Genomic DNA, 22,513 nt, shown 5'->3' with positions numbered 1-22,513 from the left:
CCATATAAAACATGCCTCTGAATACAAACAAGAAGCTTCCCCTGTCCCAGATCAAGAAACTCAGCGCTGCGCTGGCGCTGGCATTGGCCATCCCGCTGGGGGCGCATGCCGCCAGCCTGGGCAAGCTGACCGTGTTGTCCTCCCTGGGCCAGCCGCTGCACGCCGAGATCGAAGTCACCTCGGTGAGCGCCGACGAAGTGGGCAAGCTCTCGGCCAAGCTGGCATCGGCCGATGCATTCAGCCACGCCAACGTCGATTACAACCCGGTCCTGTCGTCGCTGAGTTTCGCTGTCGAACAGCGCCAGGGACGCCATTTCATTCGCATCAGCTCGTCGCAGCCGGTCAGCGACCCGTTTGTCGACCTGCTGCTGGAGCTGTCCGCCGGCAATTCAAAGCTGGTGCGCGAATACACTTTCCTGCTCGACCCCGCCGACAGCAAGACGCCGCGTAACGCCCAGGTTGCACCGCTGACCCCGGGCGCGCCGGCGGCCAAGAGCGAACCGGCGCCGTCAGCGGCATCTGAAGCGCCGTCGCCGGCGCTGCAGCAGGTGGCGCCGGCCCCGGCCGCAACTGCTCCGGCAGCGGCTCCGGTTTCAAGTCCAACCGCAACCCCGGCGCCTGCCGTAACGCCCGCGCCAGCGCCAGCGGCGGGCGCGCGGATTCCGGTCAGCGGCGAAGAGCCCGCCACCACGATTGTCCAGCGTGCGGCCCCGTCGGCATTGGCCGAAGAACTGATCCGCCGCCAGCAAGCGTCTGCGGCCGCTACGCCTGAGTCTGCCAGCCCCGAGGCGGCTCCCGTTGCGACAGGGCGGTCGGCGTCGGGCGAAGTGGTACGGCCGGCAGCCGCCGCGCCGGCCGCCGGCAAAGCCGCGGATTACCGCGTCAAACAGGGCGACACCCTGGCCGGCATCGCCTTGCGCAACAAGCAAGCCAACGTCTCGCTGGACCAGATGCTGATTGCGCTGTACCGGGCCAACCCGGAAGCGTTCATGGGCAATAACATCAATCGCCTGCGGGCCGACCGCATCCTGGCGATCCCCGACCAGCCGACGGCGTCGGCAGTCGACCAGGATGAAGCGCACGGCATGGTGGTGGCGCAGGCGCAGGATTTCAACGCCTACCGCAACAAGCTGGCCTCGCAGGTTGCCAACGCGCCTGCCGGCAAGCCTGGCGCCGACCGCCGCAGCGGAAGCGGCAAGATCACGACCCGTGTGGAAGAGCGTTCCGGCGCATCGTCCGCCAAAGACCGGCTGGAACTGTCGCGCGCCAACGGCCGCAAGGGCAGCACCGGCAATGCCGGTTCGGCCGAAGAGAAGGCGGCGGCGGAGCGCGCGCTGTCGGAGGCCAATGACCGCGTCAAGGAGCTTGAGAAGAACGTCGGCGATCTCCAGAAACTGCTGGAGATGAAGAACAAGGCCATCGCCGACCTGAGCGAGCAGCAGAAGCCGGCCGATGCCGCCAAGGCCGCACCGGCCTCGGACCCTGCCAAGCCTGACGAGAAACCGGCCGAGCCTGCGGCGGCGCCGGCTCCGGCCGCCCCGGCCCCGGCAACGCCAGCCGTCCCGGCGCCTGCCAAGCCGGCGTCCAAGTCCGGCTTCATCGACAGTGTGCGGGAGAACCCGTACATCCTCGCCGGTGTCGGGGGCGCCGCCGCGTTGCTGGTTGCGGCACTGGGCGTGGCCGGCGTGCGCCGCCGCAAGAAGAAGGCGGAAGAGCCCGTGGCGGAAGAGTCCGCGGAGCCAGAGCCTGCGCCCGTACTCACACCTGCGCCCGTAGCGGCGGCTGTCGCTGAGGCTGATGAAGCTGCCGTCGAGCAAGAGCCGCCAGCCGTGGCAGAGGAGCCAGCGGCTGAAGCAGCGGCGGCCGAGGAAGAAGGCCCGGTCGATCCGATCGCCGAGGCTGACATGTACATCGCTTACGGCCGCGACGAGCAGGCCGAGGATATCCTCAAGCTGGCCTTGCAGACGCAGCCGGAACGCCAGGCGCTGCATTCCAAGCTGCTGGAAATCTATGCCAAGCGCCAGGACGTGGACAGTTTCAACAAGGTTGCCCTCGACCTGCATCAACTGAGCGGCGGCCTGAATGAGGCATGGGGCAAGGCCGCCAGCCTGGGCATCGTGCTCGATCCGACCAATCCCCTGTACGGCGGCACGCCCGAAGAGCCGGCGGCGCCCGAGCCGGAAGAGCCGGGCATGGAGTTCGACCTCAGCGACTTCAAGGGCGCCGAGATCCAGCCATCCGCGGCCATGCCGGCGGTCGACCTGGGCAAGGGCATCGATTTCGACCTGGACTTGGAGAATGGCGCCAAGCCGGACGACAACGAACCGATCCTGCCCGCATCGACTTCCGCCTCATCCTTGCTCGACAGCGGCGATGATGCCAAGCCGGCCATGAGCCTGGCCGACCTCGACCTGGATCTGCCGGCCGAGTCCCCGGCGCCGTCGTCGGCCAACCTGCTGGAAGAGGATGAAGAATCGGCTTTCGAGGCGGAGATGACGACCAAGCTGGATCTGGCGGCTGCGTATCAGGAGATCGGCGACAAGGAAGGCGCGCGCGAATTGCTGGAAGAAGTCACGCGCGGCGGCAACGACGCCCAGGTGGCGCGGGCCAAGGACATGCTGTCGAAGCTGGCCTGAGTCCTTGGGGCCTGTTCGGGTTCTTCGAACGATTACAATAGCCCCATCTCGCGGGCACCTCGCATGAGGTGCCCGTTTGTTTTTGTGGTCCCGCATAGCGGGGCCGCATGCGTGCAATACATGAAATACGTGCAATACACACCAAGGCAATGACAGAGACATCAGGACAATCGGAAGCATTGGCGGCAGGACAGGGCGCAAGCCTGCGTCGCGTGGCGCTGGGCGTGCAATACGACGGCTCGCAATGGCAGGGCTGGCAGACCCAGCCGCACCGCCAGACGGTGCAGGACCAGCTGGAAGCCGCCCTGGCGCGTTTCACCCTGCAGCGTATCGCCACCACGTGCGCCGGCCGTACCGACTCGGGCGTGCATGCGCTGGAGCAGGTGGTGCATTTCGACACGGACATCGCGCGCGACCTGTTCTCGTGGGTACGCGGCACCAATGCCTTCTTGCCGCCGAGCATTGCCGTGCGCTGGGCTTGCGAACTGCCTTATGTGGATGATGCCGCCATTGCCGCCGCAACAGCACAGGCGGAGGATTCGCACGGCGCCGGCCGCGCCGGCATGCCGGCCCAATTCGGCTTCCACGCGCGCTTTTCCGCGCTGGCGCGCACGTATCACTATGTGCTGTACAACCATCCGGTGCGCTCGCCGCTGCTGGCCGGCAAGGCCGGCTGGACCTTCCGGCCGCTGGATGCCGAACGCATGCAGCGGGCCGCGCAGCACCTCATCGGCGAGCACGACTTCACCAGTTTTCGCGCGGTCGAATGCCAGGCCAGGTCGCCGGTGCGCCAGATGCAAAGCATCGCCGTGCGCCGCCACGGCGACATGGTCGTGTTCACCTTGAAGGCCAATGCCTTCCTGCACCACATGGTGCGCAACATCGTCGGTTCGCTGATCTTCGTGGGCAACGGCAACCAGCCGCCGGAATGGATCGCCCAGGTGCTGGCCCAGCGCGACCGCAGCCGCGCCGCGCCGACCTTCATGCCGGACGGCTTGTATCTGGCGCGCGTCGACTATCCGGACACTTGGGCCCTGCCGCAGGAAACGCGCGCCTGGCCCTGGTTGTAGCGGTGACGTCCCAGCCCATGAACAACCGACAACTATCGCAGGTGCCATCGCCATGACCCACCGTACCCGAATCAAGATCTGCGGCCTGACCCGCAAGGAAGACGTCGCCGCCGCCGTGGCCAGCGGGGCCGATGCCGTCGGTTTCGTGTTCTACCCCAAGAGCCCGCGTCATGTGACGGCGCAGCAGGCCGCCGAACTGGCCGCCGATGTGCCGCCTTTCGTCAGCACGGTCGGGCTGTTCGTCAATCCGAGCGTCGAAGAGGTGAGCGCAGTACTGGCGCGCGTGCCGTTGACGCTGTTGCAATTCCACGGCGACGAGACGCCGCAGCAATGCGCCGCTATCGCCGCCGCCGTGGTGCGCCCCTTCATGCGCGCCGCGCGCATCGGAAGCGCTACGCAGCCCGCCGATTTGCTAGAATACGAGCTTCAATATCGCTCTGCCAGCCCGTTCTTCAACGGCTTGCTGCTCGACACCCTGGTCGAGCAATATGGCGGCAGCGGAAAGGTCTTCGATTGGTCAGTCATTCCAAAAGAACTCGCGCCTCGGGCCGTTTTAAGTGGTGGCTTGAGCGTGCACAACGCCACTGAGGCGGTGGCCGGCGTTCGCCCCTACGCGGTCGACATCAGCAGCGGTGTCGAAGCCGCCAAGGGCATCAAGGATGCCGCCAGGATTGCCGCCTTCATACAAGCGGTTCGCCTGGCGGATGCTACGCAAGCGTAGCGCGCAACCTGTACAGAGGATTTCCATGAAAGAACTCAATCCGCTCGGCAACTTCGCCGAGCGTCAAGCCATTGCCCCCGCCGCCTTGCACCAGTCGGCGCCTTACAACCTGCCGGATGCGCGCGGCCACTTCGGCCCCTACGGCGGCAGCTTCGCGGCCGAAACCCTGACGCTGGCCCTGACCGAGCTGCGCGAAGCCTACGCCCACTACCAGCATGACGAGCAGTTCCTGGCCGAGTTCCACACCGAGCTGAAGCACTTCGTCGGCCGCCCGAGCCCGATCTACCACGCCAGGCGCTGGTCCGAGCTGGCCGGCGGCGCGCAGATCTACTTCAAGCGCGAAGACCTGAACCACACCGGCGCCCACAAGATCAACAACGTGATCGGCCAGGCCCTGTTGGCCAAGCGCATGGGCAAGAAGCGCATCATCGCCGAGACCGGCGCCGGCCAGCATGGCGTGGCGACCGCCACCATCTGCGCGCGCTTCGGCATGGAGTGCATCGTCTACATGGGCAGCGAGGACGTCAAGCGCCAGCTGCAGAACGTCTACCGCATGAACCTGCTGGGCGCCAAGGTGGTGCCGGTGGAGTCCGGCTCCAAGACGCTCAAGGATGCCTTGAACGAAGCCATGCGCGACTGGGTCACCAACGTCGAATCGACCTTCTACATCATCGGCACCGTGGCCGGCCCGCACCCCTACCCGATGATGGTGCGCGACTTCCAGTCGGTGATCGGCAACGAGTGCATCGTGCAGATGCCCGAGATCGCCGCGCGCCAGCCCGACTACGTGGTGGCGGCGGTGGGCGGCGGCTCCAACGCCATGGGCATCTTCTACCCTTACATCGATTACCGGGACGTCAAGCTGGTGGGCGTCGAAGCCGCCGGCGACGGCCTGGATTCCGGCCGTCATTCGGCCTCGCTGACGCTGGGTTCGCCGGGCGTGCTGCACGGCAACCGCACCTACCTGCTGCAGGACGAGAACGGCCAGATCATCGAGACCCATTCGGTCTCGGCCGGCCTCGACTATCCGGGCGTGGGCCCGGAACACGCATGGTTGAAGGACAGCGGCCGCGCCAGCTACGAATGCATCACCGATGAAGAGGCGCTGGAGGCGTTCAACACCTGCTGCCGCATCGAGGGCATCATTCCGGCGCTGGAGTCCAGCCACGCGCTGGCCTACGCGGCCAAGCTGGCGGCCACGCTGCCCAAGGACAAGATCGTGCTGGCCAACCTGTCCGGCCGCGGGGACAAGGATATGCATACCGTGCAGCAGCGCCAGGGCTGAGCCTCGGCCCGATGCCTCACGTGGCCCGGCCGGCGCCGCCGTCCGGGCATGCAGCCTGAACAATCACGGAACACGCAAAGACCATGTCCAGAATCCAACCGACTTTCTCCAAGCTGGCCGAGCAGAAGCGCAAGGCCTTGATCACCTTCATCACCGCCGGCGACCCGGCGCCGGAACTGACTGTGCCGCTGATGCACGCGCTGGTGGCCGGCGGCGTCGACATCCTCGAGCTCGGCGTGCCGTTCTCCGACCCGATGGCCGAAGGCCCGGTGATCCAGCGCGCCTGCGAGCGCGCCCTGAAATTCAACGTCAGCACCCGCGACGTGCTCGGCTATGTGCGCCAATTCCGCCAGACCAACAGCCATACCCCGGTAGTGCTGATGGGTTACGCCAATCCGATCGAGCGCTTCGGCATCGATGCCTTCATCGCGGCCGCCAAGGAAGCGGGCGTGGACGGCACCATCGTGGTCGACTATCCGCCGGAAGAGTGCGAAGAGTTTGCGCAGAAGATGCAGGCCAACGGCATGGACCCGATCTTCCTGCTGGCGCCGACCTCGACCGAGGAGCGCATTCGCCAGGTGGCCAAGGTCAGCAGCGGCTTTTCATATTACGTGTCGCTCAAGGGCGTCACCGGCGCCGGCAATATCGACACTGCCGAAGTGGCCGAACGCATCGCCGCCATCCGCAAGCACGTCAAGTTGCCTATCGGCGTGGGCTTCGGCATCCGCGACGGCGCTACCGCGAAAGCGGTGGGCGCGGCGGCGGACGCGGTGGTGATCGGCAGCCGCATCATCTCGGAACTGGAAAACACGCCGCCCGACAAGGCCTGCGCAGCGGTGCAGGCCTTCGTGGCCGATATCCGCCGGGCGCTGGATACCTGAGTCGGCCCGGGTTGCCATCCGGCATGAAGAAAGCCTCCGGTTTGCTCCCGGAGGCTTTCTTTTTTGACAACTCCGCCAGGCCGGATGCTGCCGGAAAGGCTCTCCTGCCAGCCTTGCTTGGCTTTACGTCCGTCGTTGGCGGCCTCTGGTACAATGCGCCACCGGAAATTTGAAAGAGGACTCTATGAGCTGGCTTGAGAAGTTATTGCCACCCCAGATTCAACGCGGCTCCACCAGCCGCAAGGCTATCCCGGAAGGCCTGTGGGTCAAGTGCCCCTCCTGCGAAGCAGTGCTTTACCGTACCGACCTGGAGTCCAATCTCCACGTCTGCCCCAAGTGCAGCCACCACATGCGCATTCGCGCCCGCGCTCGTCTCGATGCCCTGCTCGACGAAGGCGGCCGCTATGAGATCGGCCAGGAGGCGCTGCCGGTCGATACCCTGAAGTTCAAGGACAGCAAGAAGTACCCCGACCGCCTCAAGGACGCCATGGAATCCACCGGCGAAACCGATGCCATGGTGGTCATGGGCGGCGCGATCATGACCCTGCCGGTTGTGGTGGCGTGCTTCGAATTCGAATTCATGGGCGGCTCCATGGGCTCGGTGGTCGGCGAGCGCTTCGCCCGCGGCGCCCAGGCGGCGCTGGAGCAGAAGGTGCCGTTCATCTGCATCACCGCCACTGGCGGCGCGCGCATGCAAGAAGGCCTGCTGTCGCTGATGCAGATGGCCAAGACCACATCCATGCTGACCAAGTTGTCGGAAAAGAAACTGCCTTTCATCAGCGTGCTGACCGACCCCACCATGGGCGGCGTGTCGGCTTCGTTCGCCTTCATGGGCGACGTGGTGATGGCCGAGCCCCGTGCGCTGATCGGCTTTGCCGGCCCGCGCGTGATCGAGAACACGGTGCGCGAGAAATTGCCGGAAGGCTTCCAGCGCGCCGAGTTCCTGGTGACCAAGGGCGCCATCGACATGATCGTCGACCGCCGCCAGATGCGCGAAGAAATCGCCCATTTGCTGGCCCTGCTGCAAAACCAGGCGGCCGAAACCATTTCCTGATACGCGGTATACTTCAGGCCCGGATTTGCTGGATAGCAAATCCGGGCTTTGTTTTTTGCAGATTTGTTTTTTCCATCGAGCGGCGCCATGACATCGCAAGCATCCCCGACCCCCAGCAGCCTCAACGAATGGCTGGCCCTGCTGGAGCAGCGCCACTTCAAGCAGATCGACATGGGGCTGGACCGCGTGCAGCAGGTCAAGCAAAAGCTCGATATCCGGTTCGACTGCCCGGTCATCATGGTGGCCGGCACCAACGGCAAGGGCTCGACCTGCGCCATGCTGGAGTCGATCCTGATGCGCGCCGGCTACCGCGTCGGCCTCTACATCAAACCGCATTTCCTGCACTTCAACGAGCGCGCCCGCATCGGCGGCGACATGGCCAGCGATGAACAACTGGTGACCGCCTTCAACGCCGTCGAAGCAGGACGCATTGAAAGCGGCGATGTCTCGTTGACCTATTTCGAATTCACCACGCTGGCCATCATGAAACTGCTGGCCGATGCCAGGCTGGATGTGGCGATCCTGGAAGTCGGCCTGGGCGGCCGGCTGGATGCGGTCAACGTGGTGGATGCGGATGTGGCCGTCGTCACCAGCATCGACATCGATCACACCGAATACCTGGGCAACACGCGCGAGGAGATCGGCTTCGAGAAGGCCGGCATCTTCCGTCCCGGCAAGGTCGCCGTCTGCGGCGATCCGCTGCCGCCCAAGTCGCTGATTGCCCACGCCGAGCAGATCGGCGCCGACCTGTGGCTGCTGGGGCGCGACTTCAATTACCAGGGCGACAAGCAGCAATGGGCCTACGGCGGACGCGGCATGCGCCGCAATTCGCTGGCTTATCCGAGCCTGCGCGGCGCCAACCAGCTGTTGAATGCATCGGCCGCGCTGGCCGCGCTGGAAGCGCTGCGCGAGGTATTGCCGGTGGGCGCGCAAGACGTGCGCACGGGCCTGGCCACGGTCGAACTGCCGGCGCGCTTCCAGGTGCTGCCGGGCCAGCCGCTGGTGATCCTGGACGTGGCGCACAATCCGCACGCGGCCGCCACGCTGGCGCAAAACCTCGATAACATGGGTTTCCATCCCTACACCTATGCGGTGTTCGGCTCCATGCTGGACAAGGATATCGAAGGCGTCATCGGCCACCTCAAGGACAAGATCGACCACTGGTGCGTGACCGACCTGCCGTTGCCGCGCGCTGCTACGGCGCAACAACTCAAGGATGCCCTGCTGGAAGCCGGTGTGGAGCCGGAATTCAAGCCCGACGCGGCGCGCAGCATCGCGACCTTCGACACGCCCGCTGCTGCGTACGCAAATGCCCTGAGCAGAGCAGGGGAGAATGATAGAATTGTGGTTTTCGGATCCTTCCTTACCGTGGCGGGCGTGATGCAAGTTCGCCGCCCCGGTTTGCACTGATTCCGGAACGGATCCAAAGGCTGGCATACGCGCGCCGCATCCGCCGCAAGGCGCGCATGCGAGAGAGACGGGTGAATGCCCTCCAACCCGCGCCAGGGCCTGATGTGCCGGGCAGTTTTTTCAGACATTCAGATCAATTCAATTCGACTCCGCATGGGCTTGTTCTCGTTTTTCCGTAAAAACAAGCAGGAATCTGCTTCAGACCAAGGCGAATTCCGTTCGCGTTCCGCAGAGGAAACATCGGTCCTGCGCAACCGCAGCAGCCGCGCATCCAATACGTCGGGTCGCGCTCCGGGCGGACGCGGCAAGGCCGGCAAGGAAGCCGCAGCCGATCCGCTGTTGCCGGAAAAGAAACGCGCCCGCCGCCGCCTGATCGGGGCTGTGGCGCTGGCGCTGGCGGTAGTGGTCGTGCTGCCGATGATCCTCGATTCCGAACCGAAGTCCCTGAACGAAGACATCGCCATCCAGATTCCGTCCAAGGACCAGCCGGCCACCAATGCCGTCGCCAGCGGCGCGCAGCCCGATCCGGCCGCGCAACCTGGCGGCGAGAAGTTGGCGTCGGCGGCGTCGGCCCTGGACCAGAAGGAAGAAATTGTCGAGCCGGCAAGCGTCAATCCGGCGCCCGCCGCGGCGGCGCCGCAGGTAGCCCCGGCGGCTCCGGCGGCCCTATCCAAGCCGGCGGAGAAGCCTGCCGCCAAGCCGGAAGAAAAGAAACCGGCTGCGGCCGAGCAGAAGGAAGAAGCGAAGAAGGAAGCGCCGAAGAAAGAAACAGCCAAGCCCAAGGCGGCCGAGCAGGGCGATGATGCGCGCGCGCTGGCGATCCTGCAAGGCAAGTCGACCTCCACCGCCGACAAGAAACCGGCGGCCGCGGGCGGCAAGTTCGTGATCCAGGTCGCCGCGCTGGCGACCCAGGACAAGGTCAATGAATTGCGCAACAAGCTCAGCGGCGCGGGCATCCATTCCTTTACGCAGAAGATCGCGACCCAGTCGGGCGACCGCACGCGCATCCGCGTCGGCCCGTTTGCCAGCCGCGACGAGGCCGAGAAGATGGGCGCCCGCATCAAGAAGCTGGGCCTGAATGCGACCATCGTTCCGGCTTGAATTTGAGCGCCGATAGCGCCATATTGTCATCGTGACGATCTTTGATTACCTGGTGCTGCTGGTGATGGCCTGTTCGGTGATCATCGGCACCTTGCGCGGCCTGGTGCGCGAAGTGCTGTCGCTGGCGAGCTGGATCGTGGCGCTGGTGGTGGCCAATGCCTATGGCGAAGCGCTGGCGGCCATGTTGCCGGAAGTGATACCCGGCGAATCGACACGACTGATTGTGGCATTCATCGCCTTGTTCATCGGTACCCGGCTGTTGATGGCGCTGGTGTCGAGAACCTTGAGCGAATTGATCAAGGCCAGCGGACTGACGCTGGTCGACAGGGGATTTGGCAGCATCTTCGGTGTGGCGCGCGGTGTGCTGATCGTGGTGGTGGTGGCGTTGTTGTGCGGCACCACCTCGATCCCGCAGCAGCCATTCTGGAAAGATGCGGTATTGAGCCCGTGGGTGGAAGAGGCCGCGCTGTCGGTGATGCCGTTCCTCCCGGGCAAGTTTGCGGAACATGTGAGTTTTTCCGTCCCTGTCTGATGCCATGGCATTGGTCGCGGTTTGCAGCAGCGGTTCATTTTCGTTTTCGTTTTTCGTTAGGAGTCCACCATGTGTGGCATCGTCGGTATCGTCTCTCATAGTCCCGTCAACCAAATGCTGTACGACGCGCTGCTGCTGTTGCAGCACCGCGGCCAGGATGCGGCGGGCATCGCCACCAACCATCAGCAGGGTTTCTCGATGCACAAGGCCAATGGCCTGGTGCGCGATGTGTTCCGCACCCGCAACATGCGCTCGTTGCCCGGCAACACCGGCATCGGCCAGGTGCGTTACCCGACCGCCGGTTCGTCCAGCGAAGAAGAGGCGCAACCGTTCTATGTCAACGCCCCGTTCGGCATCATCCTGGCGCACAACGGCAACCTGACCAATGCGGACCAGTTGAAGATCGAGATGTTCAAGAACGATCGCCGCCACCTCAACACCGATTCCGACACCGAAGTGCTGCTGAACGTGCTGGCGCACGAACTGCAACTGGCCACCACCGGCTACTCGCTGGATCCGGCGGCGCTGTTCAAGGCGGTGGCCATGGTGCACAAGCGCGTGCGCGGTTCCTACGCGGTGGTGGCGCAGATCGCCGGCCACGGCCTGCTGGGCTTCCGCGACCCGTTCGGCATCCGTCCGATGTGCCTGGGCTTCAACGAGAGCGACAAGGGCATCGAATACATGATGGCCAGCGAGTCGGTGGCGCTGGAAGGCATGGGCTTCCGCTTCCTGCGCGACGTCATGCCGGGCGAGGCGATCTTCATCGACAACGACGGCAAGCTGTACAATCAGCAATGCGCCGAGAACCCGACGCTGAACCCCTGTGCCTTCGAATACGTCTACCTGGCCCGTCCGGACTCGATCATCGATGGCGCGTCGGTCTATGGCACCCGCCTGAAGATGGGTGAGTTCCTGGCCGACAAGATCCGCCGCGAGTTCAAGCACGGCGAGATCGACGTGGTCATGCCGATTCCCGATTCCTCGCGTCCGGCCGCCATGGAGCTGGCCCTGAAGCTGGGCATCGAATACCGTGAAGGGTTCATCAAGAACCGCTACATCGGCCGCACCTTCATCATGCCGGGCCAGGCGCTGCGCCGCAAATCGGTGCGCCAGAAGCTGAACGCCATCGGCAGCGAATTCAAGGGCAAGAACGTGCTGCTGGTGGATGACTCCATCGTGCGCGGCACCACCAGCCGCGAGATCGTGCAAATGGCGCGCGAGTCCGGCGCCAAGAACGTGATCTTCGCCTCGGCCGCGCCGCCGGTGAAGTTCCCCAACGTCTACGGCATCGACATGCCCACCCGCGACGAACTGATCGCCTACGGTCGCACCGAAGAAGAAGTGTGCCGCGAGATCACCGCCGACTCGCTGGTGTACCAGGACGTGGAAGCGATGAAGCGCGCCATCTCGGAATGCAATCCGGCGCTCAAGAACTTCGAGGCTTCCTGCTTCGACGGCAATTACATCACCGGCGACATCACGCAGGAATACCTCGACCGCATCGAGTACGCCCGCAAGAATCCGAAGCCGGCGCTGGAAGATGTGGTGCGCTCGCAGCTGAACCTGAACCTGGCGCGCGTGGACTGATTCCATCCCCCTCGCACCGCCAGGAAACGACGCCGGTTGCCGCTCACGCGGCGCCGGCGTTTTTCATTGGAGCGGGCGCGGCCAAACTGGCTTATCATTTCGGATTCCCGTCACCGGCTGCGTGCCGCTGGCCCAACTCCCGCATCTCCCGATTCCGCGATGAACGATAAAAAGACCTACGGCTTCACCACCACCATCCTGCACAGCGACCGGCAAAAAGACATCGAGCACGGCTCGCTGCACAAGCCCATCCACACCTCGGTAGCCTTCGGCTACAAGGATGCGCGCCAACTGGCCGACGTGTTCCAGGGCAAGCAGCCCGGCTACCGCTACGGTCGCCAGGGCAACCCGACGGTCACCGCGCTGGAAGAGAAGATCACCAGGATGGAGGGTGGCAAGTCCACCATCTGCTTCGCCACCGGCATGGCCGCCATCGGCGCCATCGTCCAGGGCCTGCTGCGCGAGGGCGACCATGTGGTGTCGTCGGCCTTCCTGTTCGGCAATACCAACAGCCTGTGGATGACGGTGGACGCGCAGGGCGCCAAGGTGTCGATGGTCGACGCCACCGATGTGAAGAACGTGGAAGCCGCGATCACCCCGCAAACGTGCCTGGTGTTCGTCGAGACCATCGCCAACCCGCGCACCCAGGTGGCGGATCTGAAGCGCATCGGCGAGCTGTGCCGCCAGCGCGGCATCCTGTACGTGGTGGACAACACCATGACCTCGCCTTACCTGTTCCAGCCCAAGGCGGTGGGGGCGGGCCTGGTGGTCAATTCGCTGACCAAGTCCATCGCCGGCCACGGCAATGCGCTGGGCGGCGCGCTGACCGATACCGGCGAATACGACTGGACGCAATATCCGCATATCGCCGACAACTACAAGAAGAACCCGGCGCCGCAGTGGGGCATGGCGCAGATCCGCGCCAAGGCCTTGCGCGACTTTGGCGCCTCGCTGGGGCCGGAAGCGGCGCACCACATTGCGGTCGGCGCCGAAACCATGGCGTTGCGCCTGGAGCGCGAATGCAAGAACGCGCTGGCGCTGGCGCAGATGCTGGCCGCCGACGATCGCGTGGCGGCGGTGTACTACCCCGGCCTGGCGTCGCATCCGCAGCACGCGCTGTCGCAAGAACTGTTCCGCTCCTTCGGCAGCTTGCTGTCGTTCGAGCTGAAAGAGGGCATTGACTGCTTCGACTACCTGAACCGTTTGCAACTGGCGGTGCCGTCCAGCAACCTGGGCGACACCCGCACACTGGTGATCCCGGTGGCGCATACCATCTTCTACGAGATGGGCGCCGAGCGCCGCGCCGGCATGGGCATCGCCGAATCGCTGATCCGCGTATCGGTGGGACTGGAAGACACCGATGACCTGGTCGGGGACTTCCGCCAGGCGCTGGATGCCTGAGCGCCGCCTAGGCTGAAATAAAAAATGCCCGCGCTCGAAAGAGGCGGGCATTTTTGTTGCCGTGGTCCCGGCCAAAGCCGGCAGCCGGTTACGGCACCAGATTGGCCACCGCCTCGCGGTCGGCCCATTTGGTGATGTAGCTGGGGGTGAAGGTCTGGAAACGTTCGATCAGCATCGCCGGATCGGCCTCATGCATCATCAGCTTGGACTGGTCGGCGCTGACGAAGCGCTGCGACACCAGATGGTCGACGAAGGCGATCAGGTTGTTGTAGAAGCCTTCCACGTTGTACAGGCAGATCGGCTTGTAGTGGAAGCCCAGTTGCGCCCAGGTCAGCACCTCGAACAGCTCTTCCAGCGTGCCCATGCCACCGGGCATGGCGACGAAGCCGTCCGACAGTTCGGCCATCATGGCCTTGCGTTCGTGCATGTCCTTGACGATGTGCAGGCGGGTCAGGCCATTGTGGCCGAGTTCCTTGTCCAGCAGCGCCTTGGGGATGACGCCGGTGGCTTCGCCGCCCAGCTTCATGATTTCAGTGGCGATGATGCCCATCAGGCCGACGTTGCCGCCGCCATACACCAGCGCGATGTTGTTCTTGACCATTTCCTGGGCCAGCTTGCGCGCCGCGTCGGCATACGCCGGGGTAGCGCCGGGGGAAGAACCGCAATATACGCAAATCGATTTCATGTGTCCTCTGCAATGTCCGTCAATACAATGGCAAATGGCTGTTGTGTTTCTTTGCCGGAAAGCAAACACTCCATCAAGCCTTGGAACATGTTATACCATGCTCTTAGTGCAGTGCAGCATAAACCTGCCCGATGACAGAACAATGACATATCGGCAGGATGGCAGTGTATCCGGCGGGAGGATGTTGCGTCTTGAAAGGACATCATGCAAAACAAGATTGTCAGTCTGGCCCTGCAGGGCGGCGGTTCGCACGGCGCCTTCACCTGGGGCGTGCTGGATCGCCTGCTGGAGGATGGCCGTCTCGCGTTTGAAGGCATCAGCGGCGCTTCCGCCGGCGCCATGAACGCGGTGGTGATGACGCAGGGCTATGTGCAGGACGGCCGCGAAGGCGCGCGCGCCGCGCTGGAACGTTTCTGGAGCAGCCTCTCCACGCGCGAACCCTTCGATTTCATCCAGCCGGATTTCGCCACGGCCGTGCCCAATCCCGCGCCCATGCCGGGCATGCGCACCTTGCTGGCGATGACGCGCTTTTTCTCCCCCGCGCAGTTGAATCCGCTGGATATCAATCCCCTGCGCGACATCCTCGTCGAGCAGGTCGATTTCGAACGCCTGCGCGAGCAGCGCGATGTCAAGCTGTTCATCGCCGCCACCCAGGTCAGCACCGGCATCCTGAAGATCTTCCGCAATCGCGAGCTGTCGGTGGACGTATTGCTGGCCTCGGCCTGCTTGCCGTCATTGCACCGGCCCATCGAGATCGACGGCGAGGCCTACTGGGATGGCGGCCTGACTGCCAATCCACCGATCTTTCCGCTGCTGCATGCCTGTTCCGCGCGCGACGTGATGGTGGTGCTGCTGCATCCCAGCCGGCGCGGGGGAACGCCTACCTCCAGCCACGATATCGGCCAGCGGCTCTCCGAGATCAGCTTCAGCTCGGCCTTCTTCACCGAACTGAGCGCGCTGGCGCTGGCCAAGCGCGAGGCCGAGAACTCCGCGGTGGCCTTCGGTTCGCTGGAGCGGCGCCTGCGCCAGCTCAACATGCACATGATCGATGCCAATGAACTGATGGAGCAGCTGAGCAACCTCTCCAAGCTCAATACGCAAGGCAGCTTCATCCGCAGCCTGCACCAGCAGGGGCGCGAGCGGGCATCGGAATGGCTGGACCAGAATTTCGCGCGCATCGGGAAGGAATCCACCTTCGACCTGGGGCGCTTCCTGCAATGAGCCGCTTAGAGCGTATTGATGATCTCGCTCGGGGCCGTTCAAATGCCCTTTCCGGCGGTCTGCGGCGTTGCAAAGCCTCGCCGGGACAACCGGCCCGGCTGCGTTTTGCGCCTTGCATCCCATCCTGAAATGACATTTGACCGACTCCCGGCGAAATCATCAACACGCTCTGCGCCGATACGCCGCTTCGCGCACGATCGTTCTAATTTGTCTATACTCTGCTGCTTCATCCATGCAGCACGACAGAGACCAGACCATGACCCAGCCCGGCGCCAACGGCAAGCCATCCCGATCGGAATTCCTGCAGGTGCGCGGCCTGCGCTACCACGTGCGCCACTGGGGAAGGCCCGGCGCGCCGAAGCTCTTCATGCTGCATGGCTGGATGGATGTCTCCGCTTCGTTCCAGTTCATGGTGGATGCGCTGCAGGGCGACTGGCATGTGATCGCCCCCGATTGGCGCGGCTTTGGCCTTACCGAGCGCACGCATGCCGATTCCTACTGGTTTCCCGATTACCTGGCGGATCTCGACGCCATCCTGGCGCACTATGCCGGCGCAGCGGGCGAAGAGGCCGTCGACCTGCTGGGCCACAGCATGGGCGGCAATGTCGCCGCCCTGTATGCCGGCGTGCGGCCGCAGCGCATCCGCCGGCTGATCAACCTGGAAGGCCTGGGCCTGCCTTCGGCCAAGGCCGAGCAGGCGCCGGGCCGCTTCGCGCAATGGATGGACGAGGTGCGCAACCGGCCGCTCATGCGCGGCTACGATTCGCTGCCGGAGGTGGCGGCCCGGCTGCAAAAGAACAATGCGCGGCTGTCCGACGAGCGCGCCGCCTTCCTGGCGCCGCATTGGGCGGCGCAGGATGCGGCCGGCCTGTGGCAGATACTGGGCGATCCGGCGCACAAGCAGGTCAGCCCCATCCTCTACCGGGTCGATGAAATGATGGCCTGCTGGAGCCAGATTACGGCGCCGGTGCTGTGGGTCGAGGCGAAGGAGAGCGATATCTGGCGCTTCTTCGGCCAGCATGCGCTGATGCGCGACGAAATCGATCGCCGCATCGGCTTCATTCCGAAGGTGCAGGTAGAGATGGTCGATGACGCCGGCCACATGCTGCACCATGACCAGCCTGCGCTGCTGGCTACCCTGGTCGAACGCTTCCTGGCGCAGCCGGCCTGAGGCTGCCGTGCCGCGGCATTGCGTCTTCGCGCGGCGACGCCGCAGGTCGATGCGCGGTACAATGGATAACGTTTTCAGCCTGTTTTGCGGCTGGTTCGACCGCTGGCCGCCATAAGCGACCAGCCCGGTATCGGGCCAGCGCCACCCCTATGTCCCAGCTCAAGTTCGACCTGCATTGCCACTCCAACGTCTCCGACGGCCTGTTGCCGCCGGAAGGGGTGGCGGCGCGCGCCAAAGCCAATGGCGTGGATGTGTGGGCGCTGACCGACCACGATGAGCTGGGCGGTGTGGCGCGCGCGAGGGCGGCGGCCCAGGCGCTGGGCATGCACTACGTGGCCGGCGTGGAAATTTCGATCACCTGGGCCGGACAGACGGTGCATATCGTGGGATTGCGGGTCGATGAAACCAACCGTACGCTGATCGAGGGCTTGGCCGCTACCCGTAACGGCCGCGAGCGCCGTGCGCGCGAGATCGCAAGCGAACTGGAAAAGGTCGGCATCTGCGGCACCTTCGAAGGCGCGCTCAAGCATGTCGGCAACCCTGACCTGATCTCGCGCACGCACTTCGCCCGTTACATGGTCGAGGCCGGGCACTGCGGCGATACCAGGGAGGTATTCGCCAATTACCTCACCGAAGGCAAGCCCGGCTACGTGCCGCACCGCTGGGCCACGCTGAAGGAGGCGGTAGACTGGATACGCGGCGCCGGCGGCGTGGCGGTGATTGCCCACCCGGGGCGCTACAAGTACACGCAGACGCAATTCGGCGCGCTGTTCGACGAATTCAAGCAACTGGGCGGCGCCGCCATCGAAGTCAATACCGGCAGCCATACTCCGGAACAGTACGAGGAATATGCGCAGATAGCGCGCAGTTACGGTTTCCTGGCCTCGATGGGCTCCGACTTCCACGGCCCGGGCGAATCGCGGGTCGATTTGGGCGGGCTGCCGCCGCTGCCCAAGGGGCTCACGCCGGTGTGGCATGACTGGGGCTTGTAAGCCGGCTGTTGCCAGCTCTTGAATTTCCGGTAGAGAATCCTATCTAATAACCACTTTCCCGATAGGAGTTTTCCCAATGAAACGAATCTTGCTGTTTGTTGCGACCAACATTGCCGTGCTGGTTGTGATGAGCGTCATCTTGTCGTTGCTGGGCGTGGACCGCTTCCTCACGCAGGCCGGCCTGAACCTGCCGATGCTGCTGGTGTTTTCGCTGGTGGTCGGCTTTACCGGGTCGATCATTTCCTTGCTGATGAGCAAGAGCATGGCCAAGTGGTCGACCGGCGCGCGCGTGATCGAAACGCCGGTCAACGGCACTGAAGCCTGGCTGGTGCAGACCGTCGGCACGCTGGCCCAGCGCGCCGGCATCGGCATGCCCGAGGTGGCGGTGTACGAGGGCGATCCCAATGCCTTTGCCACCGGCGCCTTCCGCGACTCGGCATTGGTGGCGGTGTCCACCGGGCTCTTGCAAGGCATGACCAAGGACGAGGTGGAGGCGGTGCTGGGCCACGAAATCGCCCACATCGCCAACGGCGACATGGTGACCATGACGCTGATCCAGGGCGTGGTGAACACCTTCGTGGTCTTCCTTTCGCGCGTGGTCGGTTATTTTGTCGACTCGGCTCTGCGTCGCAATAATGATAATTCCGGCCCCGGCATCGGCTATATGGTGACCGTGATGGTGTGCCAGATCGTGTTCGGCATCGGCGCCTCGATCATCGTGGCCTGGTTTTCGCGCCACCGCGAATTCCGTGCCGATGCCGGCTCGGCGCGCCTCCTGGGCAGCCCGCAGCCGATGATCCAGGCGCTGGCGCGGCTGGGCGGTTTCACGCCCGAAGGCCTGCCGCAATCGATGGCGGCCATGGGCATCAGCGACAAGCCGGGCATCATGGAGCTGTTTTCGACGCACCCGCCGCTGGAGCAGCGCATCGCGGCCCTGCGCGGCCAGCGTTAAAATAAAGAAGCGACAGGAACGGCGGTGGCGACACCGCCGTTTTGCATTTTTTGACGATGGCCGATGGCCTATGCATTGGAAGTGATCTTGGAAGTGATGTCATGAGTCAGTTTTTCGAAATTCATCCCGACAATCCGCAATTGCGCCTGATCAAGCAGGCGGCGCAGATCATCCACAAGGGCGGGCTGGTCGCCTTGCCGACCGATTCCTGTTATGCGCTGGTTTGCCAGCTGGACAACAAGGACGCGGTCGAACGCGTGCGCCGCATCCGCGGCGTGGACGACAAGCACCATCTGACGCTCCTGTGCCGCGACTTGTCTGAAATCTCCCAGTACGCCAAGGTCGACAACCGCCAGTACCGCCTGCTCAAGGCCGCCACGCCGGGCGCCTACACCTTCATCCTGGAAGCCACCAAGGAAGTGCCGCGCCGCCTTTCCCACCCCTCGCGCAAGACCATCGGCCTGCGCGTGCCGCAGAACCGCATCGCCCACATGTTGCTGGAAGAACTGGGCGAGCCGCTGCTGGGCACTACCCTGAACCTGCCGGACGACGAATTGCCGCTGACCAACGCCGACGACATCCGCGCCCGCCTGGAAAAGCAGATCGAACTGGTGATCGACAGCGGCGCCTGCAGCCTGGAGCCCACCACGGTGATCGACCTGACGGATGACAACGAAGTGGTGCTGGTGCGCCAGGGCCGGGGCGATGCCAGCCTCTTCGGCCTGCAGGCGGCCTGAATATCTGTCCGCAATTCTCCGCCGGGGTCGGGTTCCGAAGTTTTGGAATTTCCCCGGCCCGCTCTTGCCTCTCTGATAAAATCCCCGCCCATGAACGATCTCATCCAGACTGTCGCGGTGTATGCGCTTCCCGTTTTGTTCGCCATTACACTGCACGAGGCAGCGCACGCCTACGCGGCAAAGTTTTTCGGCGACAACACGGCTTATTCGATGGGGCGCATGAGCCTCAATCCGCTCAAGCACATCGACCCCTTCGGCACCATCCTGATCCCGATACTGCTGTATTTCGCCACCAGCGGTGCCTTCCTGTTCGGCTATGCCAAACCGGTGCCGATCAGTTTCGGCCATTTGCGCCGTCCCAAGCGCGACATGGCCTGGGTGGCGCTGGCCGGGCCGGGCGCCAATTTCCTGATGGCGCTGCTGTGGACGCTGGTGATCTACGGGCTGGCGCTGGGCGGCGTGCAGGAAGAGTTCTTCATGCTCATGGCCAAGGCCGGGGTGCTGACCAACCTGGTCATGTTTGCCTTCAACCTGTTCCCGATCCCGCCGCTGGACGGCGGCCGTGTGCTGACCAGTTTGTTGCCGAACAAGTATGCGTATAAATTCGCGCAGATCGAACCCTACGGCTTTTTCATCGTGATGGCGCTGGTGCTGCTCAAGGTGATCTACACTTGGTGGATGGCGCCGGTCATGTATGCCGCAAGCCTGTTGCTGCAACTGATGACGTACCCGATCACTTTCCTGTTCCATTGAACCGCCACCGCCAAGAACACAGCCACCGCCATGTATCCTGACCGCGTCGTCTCCGGCATGCGCCCCACGGGCGCGCTGCACCTGGGCCACTATCACGGCGCCCTGAAGAACTGGGTGAGGTTGCAATCCGAATTGCCTTGCCTGTTCTTCGTCGCGGACTGGCATGCGTTGACCACCCACTACGACGATCCGTCCGTGATCGAAACCAGTACCTGGGAAATGGTGATCGACTGGCTCGCTGCCGGCGTCGATCCTGCGCAGTCGACCCTGTTCATCCAGTCGCGCGTGCCCGAGCATGCCGAGCTGCACCTGCTGCTGTCGATGGCCACGCCGCTGGGCTGGCTGGAGCGTGTGCCCACCTACAAGGACCAGCAGGAAAAGCTGTCCGACCGCGACCTGGCGACCTACGGTTTCCTCGGTTATCCATTGCTGCAGGCGGCCGACGTGCTGATCTACCGCGCCAGCCAGGTGCCGGTCGGCGAAGACCAGGTGCCGCACATCGAGATCATGCGCGAGATCGCGCGCCGCTTTAACCACTTGTACGGCAAGGAAAAGGGCTTCGAAGAGAAGGCCCGCGCGGCCGTCAAGAAACTGGGCGGCAAGCGCTCCAAGCTGTATCTGGAACTGCGCACGCAATTCCAGGAAAAGGGCGATGACGAAGCGCTGGAGCAGGCCAAGGCGATGCTGGACGATGCCCAGAACCTGTCGATGATCGACCGTGAACGCCTGTTCGGCTACCTCGAAGGCAGCCGCAAGCTGATCCTGACCGAGCCGCAGGCGCTGCTGACGGAAGCGTCGCGCCTGCCGGGGCTGGATGGCGCCAAGATGTCCAAGAGCTATGGCAATGCCATCGCCCTGCGCGAAGACAAGGAAGCGGTCACGAAAAAGGTGCGCACCATGCCGACCGACCCGCAACGCGTGCGCCGCAGCGACGCCGGCGATCCGGACAAATGCCCGGTATGGCAATTCCACATGGTGTATTCTGCGCCTGAGGTGCAGGAATGGGCGGCCAAGGGGTGCCGTTCAGCCGGGATCGGTTGCCTGGAATGCAAGCAGCCGGTGATCGATGCCATTTTGCAAGAGCAGCAGCCGATGCTGGAACGGGCCCAGCCTTACCTGGACGACCCGTCCCTGGTGCGGGCGATTGTGGCCGACGGCTGCGAAAAGGCGCGCAAGCTGGCGCAAGACACCATGCGCGACGTGCGCGAGTCGATGGGGCTGGGGTATTGAAGCCGAAGCGGCAGGGGCTGCGCAGCCTTTGTCCACATGCCGGAAAGCTTGCCGCCGGCCTGGTTTTTTTACTTCCGCTTTCATCTATCAGCCCCGCGAATTGACCGATCCCGGCCTCTATCCGCTACAATCGGTCTTTTATTTCTGACCATACTTCAAAAGTACGCACATCATGATCAAGGGTAGCATTGTCGCAATCGTCACTCCCATGCATCCGGACGGCAGCCTCGATTTCGGCGGCCTGCGCAAGCTGATCGACTGGCACATCGCCGAGGGAACCGACAGCATCGTCATCGTCGGTACTACCGGCGAGTCGCCCACTGTCTCGATGGAAGAACACTGCGAACTGATCAAGGTCGCGGTGGAGCATACTGCCAAACGCATTCCCATCATCGCCGGCACCGGCGGCAACTCGACGGCCGAGGCCATCGAACTGACCGAGTTCGCCAAGAAGGTCGGCGCCGATGCCTCGCTGCAAGTCGTCCCCTATTACAACCGTCCGACCCAGGAAGGCATGTATCTTCACTTCAAGAAGATTGCCGAGTCGGTCGATCTGCCGGTCATCCTGTACAACGTGCCCGGCCGCACCGTGGCCGATATGAGCAACGAGACCATCCTGCGCCTGGCGCAAGTGAAGGGCATCGTCGGCGTCAAGGACGCCACCGGCAATATCGCGCGCGGCACCGACCTGATCCGCCTGGCGCCGAAATCGTTCGCCATCTATTCCGGCGACGACCCGACCGCGATCGCGCTCATGCTGTACGGCGGCGCCGGCAACATCTCGGTCACCGCCAACGTCGCGCCGCGCGACATGCATGAACTGTGCGTGGCCGCCATGGGCGGCAACGTCGCGCGCGCGGTTGAACTGAACAACAAGCTGCTGCCGCTGCATAACAAGCTGTTTGTCGAACCCAATCCGGTGCCGCTGAAGTGGGCCATGCAGGAGATGGGTTTGATCGACTCCGGCATGCGCTTGCCGCTGGCGCCGCTGGGCGCCGGCTTCCACGACACCGTGCGCGCGGCTTTGCGCGAGTCGGGTGTATTAAAATAACGGACTTGGCTGTTTCTGCCATTTTCTGGCCGTCTTCCGAAAA

General features: G+C 64.0%; 20 protein-coding genes. 19 read left to right on the top strand and 1 reads right to left on the bottom strand.

Features of this window, described 5'->3' with window-relative positions:
• Positions 1 to 11 precede the first annotated feature (11 nt).
• The 11 genes from AC07N6_RS19945 (at position 12) to AC07N6_RS19895 (ending at position 13,678) form a co-directional block, all read left to right on the top strand.
• Positions 12 to 2,636, top strand: coding sequence for a motility hub landmark protein FimV (locus AC07N6_RS19945; protein WP_494782155.1), 2,625 nt, complete (start codon positions 12 to 14; stop codon positions 2,634 to 2,636).
• 149 nt (positions 2,637 to 2,785) lie between these two features.
• Entirely contained in the window at positions 2,786 to 3,706 is a 921-nt protein-coding gene (locus AC07N6_RS19940; protein ID WP_494782154.1) for a tRNA pseudouridine synthase A, read from the top strand.
• Positions 3,707 to 3,752: 46 nt separating this feature from the next.
• Positions 3,753 to 4,427, top strand: coding sequence for a phosphoribosylanthranilate isomerase (locus tag AC07N6_RS19935; RefSeq protein WP_494782245.1), 675 nt, complete (start codon positions 3,753 to 3,755; stop codon positions 4,425 to 4,427).
• Between the two features lie 25 nt (positions 4,428 to 4,452).
• Entirely contained in the window at positions 4,453 to 5,712 is a 1,260-nt protein-coding gene (gene trpB / locus AC07N6_RS19930) for a tryptophan synthase subunit beta (RefSeq protein WP_494782153.1), read from the top strand.
• 83 nt (positions 5,713 to 5,795) lie between these two features.
• Positions 5,796 to 6,593 (top strand): tryptophan synthase subunit alpha, encoded by a 798-nt coding sequence (gene trpA / locus AC07N6_RS19925; protein WP_494782152.1) that lies wholly within the window; start codon positions 5,796 to 5,798, stop codon positions 6,591 to 6,593.
• A gap of 184 nt (positions 6,594 to 6,777) precedes the next feature.
• Positions 6,778 to 7,647, top strand: coding sequence for an acetyl-CoA carboxylase, carboxyltransferase subunit beta (accD, locus tag AC07N6_RS19920; RefSeq protein ID WP_494782151.1), 870 nt, complete (start codon positions 6,778 to 6,780; stop codon positions 7,645 to 7,647).
• 87 nt (positions 7,648 to 7,734) lie between these two features.
• Positions 7,735 to 9,057, top strand: coding sequence for a bifunctional tetrahydrofolate synthase/dihydrofolate synthase (folC, locus tag AC07N6_RS19915; protein WP_494782150.1), 1,323 nt, complete (start codon positions 7,735 to 7,737; stop codon positions 9,055 to 9,057).
• 153 nt (positions 9,058 to 9,210) lie between these two features.
• On the top strand, positions 9,211 to 10,158 hold the full coding sequence (locus AC07N6_RS19910) for an SPOR domain-containing protein (RefSeq protein WP_494782149.1): 948 nt from the start codon (positions 9,211 to 9,213) through the stop codon (positions 10,156 to 10,158).
• 31 nt (positions 10,159 to 10,189) lie between these two features.
• Complete coding sequence (locus AC07N6_RS19905) at positions 10,190 to 10,690, top strand: CvpA family protein (protein WP_494782148.1); 501 nt, start codon at positions 10,190 to 10,192, stop codon at positions 10,688 to 10,690.
• Positions 10,691 to 10,759: 69 nt separating this feature from the next.
• Entirely contained in the window at positions 10,760 to 12,277 is a 1,518-nt protein-coding gene (purF, locus tag AC07N6_RS19900) for an amidophosphoribosyltransferase (protein WP_494782147.1), read from the top strand.
• Positions 12,278 to 12,436: 159 nt separating this feature from the next.
• Entirely contained in the window at positions 12,437 to 13,678 is a 1,242-nt protein-coding gene (locus tag AC07N6_RS19895) for a cystathionine gamma-synthase family protein (protein ID WP_494782146.1), read from the top strand.
• Between the two features lie 88 nt (positions 13,679 to 13,766).
• Here the strand turns inward: AC07N6_RS19895 and AC07N6_RS19890 are convergent, their stop codons facing one another.
• Positions 13,767 to 14,363: an LOG family protein gene (locus AC07N6_RS19890; RefSeq protein ID WP_494782145.1), complete on the bottom strand. Its 597-nt coding sequence runs from the start codon at positions 14,361 to 14,363 to the stop codon at positions 13,767 to 13,769.
• A gap of 204 nt (positions 14,364 to 14,567) precedes the next feature.
• On the opposite strand from AC07N6_RS19890, the gene AC07N6_RS19885 reads away from it, so the two are divergent.
• From AC07N6_RS19885 to dapA, 8 genes are all read left to right on the top strand, one after another.
• Positions 14,568 to 15,584 (top strand): patatin-like phospholipase family protein, encoded by a 1,017-nt coding sequence (locus AC07N6_RS19885; RefSeq protein WP_494782144.1) that lies wholly within the window; start codon positions 14,568 to 14,570, stop codon positions 15,582 to 15,584.
• Between the two features lie 232 nt (positions 15,585 to 15,816).
• Positions 15,817 to 16,755, top strand: coding sequence for an alpha/beta fold hydrolase (locus tag AC07N6_RS19880; RefSeq protein ID WP_494782143.1), 939 nt, complete (start codon positions 15,817 to 15,819; stop codon positions 16,753 to 16,755).
• Between the two features lie 149 nt (positions 16,756 to 16,904).
• Entirely contained in the window at positions 16,905 to 17,747 is an 843-nt protein-coding gene (locus AC07N6_RS19875; protein ID WP_494782142.1) for a 3',5'-nucleoside bisphosphate phosphatase, read from the top strand.
• 76 nt (positions 17,748 to 17,823) lie between these two features.
• Positions 17,824 to 18,699, top strand: coding sequence for a protease HtpX (gene htpX, locus AC07N6_RS19870; protein WP_494782141.1), 876 nt, complete (start codon positions 17,824 to 17,826; stop codon positions 18,697 to 18,699).
• 101 nt (positions 18,700 to 18,800) lie between these two features.
• Positions 18,801 to 19,436 (top strand): L-threonylcarbamoyladenylate synthase, encoded by a 636-nt coding sequence (locus AC07N6_RS19865; RefSeq protein WP_494782140.1) that lies wholly within the window; start codon positions 18,801 to 18,803, stop codon positions 19,434 to 19,436.
• Between the two features lie 90 nt (positions 19,437 to 19,526).
• Positions 19,527 to 20,189: a site-2 protease family protein gene (locus AC07N6_RS19860; RefSeq protein WP_494782139.1), complete on the top strand. Its 663-nt coding sequence runs from the start codon at positions 19,527 to 19,529 to the stop codon at positions 20,187 to 20,189.
• A gap of 30 nt (positions 20,190 to 20,219) precedes the next feature.
• Positions 20,220 to 21,419, top strand: a complete 1,200-nt coding sequence (locus AC07N6_RS19855; RefSeq protein WP_494782138.1) for a tryptophan--tRNA ligase — start codon at positions 20,220 to 20,222, stop codon at positions 21,417 to 21,419.
• Positions 21,420 to 21,591: 172 nt separating this feature from the next.
• On the top strand, positions 21,592 to 22,470 hold the full coding sequence (gene dapA, locus AC07N6_RS19850) for a 4-hydroxy-tetrahydrodipicolinate synthase (RefSeq protein WP_494782137.1): 879 nt from the start codon (positions 21,592 to 21,594) through the stop codon (positions 22,468 to 22,470).
• Positions 22,471 to 22,513 lie beyond the last annotated feature (43 nt).

Source organism: Herbaspirillum sp. GW821-FHT09A12 (assembly GCF_059418325.1).
The sequence above is the reverse complement of the archived record's forward strand: the minus strand, read 5'-3'. Positions and strand labels throughout refer to the sequence as shown.

What these genes read in the sequence shown, in the direction of transcription:
- AC07N6_RS19945 (WP_494782155.1), top strand. Translation starts at nt 12, where the DNA reads ATGCCTCTGAATACAAACAAGAAGCTTCCCCTGTCCCAGATCAAGAAA.
- AC07N6_RS19940 (WP_494782154.1), top strand. Translation starts at nt 2,786, where the DNA reads ATGACAGAGACATCAGGACAATCGGAAGCATTGGCGGCAGGACAGGGC.
- trpB (WP_494782153.1), top strand. Translation starts at nt 4,453, where the DNA reads ATGAAAGAACTCAATCCGCTCGGCAACTTCGCCGAGCGTCAAGCCATT.
- trpA (WP_494782152.1), top strand. Translation starts at nt 5,796, where the DNA reads ATGTCCAGAATCCAACCGACTTTCTCCAAGCTGGCCGAGCAGAAGCGC.
- accD (WP_494782151.1), top strand. Translation starts at nt 6,778, where the DNA reads ATGAGCTGGCTTGAGAAGTTATTGCCACCCCAGATTCAACGCGGCTCC.
- folC (WP_494782150.1), top strand. Translation starts at nt 7,735, where the DNA reads ATGACATCGCAAGCATCCCCGACCCCCAGCAGCCTCAACGAATGGCTG.
- AC07N6_RS19910 (WP_494782149.1), top strand. Translation starts at nt 9,211, where the DNA reads ATGGGCTTGTTCTCGTTTTTCCGTAAAAACAAGCAGGAATCTGCTTCA.
- purF (WP_494782147.1), top strand. Translation starts at nt 10,760, where the DNA reads ATGTGTGGCATCGTCGGTATCGTCTCTCATAGTCCCGTCAACCAAATG.
- AC07N6_RS19895 (WP_494782146.1), top strand. Translation starts at nt 12,437, where the DNA reads ATGAACGATAAAAAGACCTACGGCTTCACCACCACCATCCTGCACAGC.
- AC07N6_RS19890 (WP_494782145.1), bottom strand. Translation starts at nt 14,363, where the DNA reads ATGAAATCGATTTGCGTATATTGCGGTTCTTCCCCCGGCGCTACCCCG.
- AC07N6_RS19885 (WP_494782144.1), top strand. Translation starts at nt 14,568, where the DNA reads ATGCAAAACAAGATTGTCAGTCTGGCCCTGCAGGGCGGCGGTTCGCAC.
- AC07N6_RS19880 (WP_494782143.1), top strand. Translation starts at nt 15,817, where the DNA reads ATGCAGCACGACAGAGACCAGACCATGACCCAGCCCGGCGCCAACGGC.
- AC07N6_RS19875 (WP_494782142.1), top strand. Translation starts at nt 16,905, where the DNA reads ATGTCCCAGCTCAAGTTCGACCTGCATTGCCACTCCAACGTCTCCGAC.
- htpX (WP_494782141.1), top strand. Translation starts at nt 17,824, where the DNA reads ATGAAACGAATCTTGCTGTTTGTTGCGACCAACATTGCCGTGCTGGTT.
- AC07N6_RS19865 (WP_494782140.1), top strand. Translation starts at nt 18,801, where the DNA reads ATGAGTCAGTTTTTCGAAATTCATCCCGACAATCCGCAATTGCGCCTG.
- AC07N6_RS19860 (WP_494782139.1), top strand. Translation starts at nt 19,527, where the DNA reads ATGAACGATCTCATCCAGACTGTCGCGGTGTATGCGCTTCCCGTTTTG.
- AC07N6_RS19855 (WP_494782138.1), top strand. Translation starts at nt 20,220, where the DNA reads ATGTATCCTGACCGCGTCGTCTCCGGCATGCGCCCCACGGGCGCGCTG.
- dapA (WP_494782137.1), top strand. Translation starts at nt 21,592, where the DNA reads ATGATCAAGGGTAGCATTGTCGCAATCGTCACTCCCATGCATCCGGAC.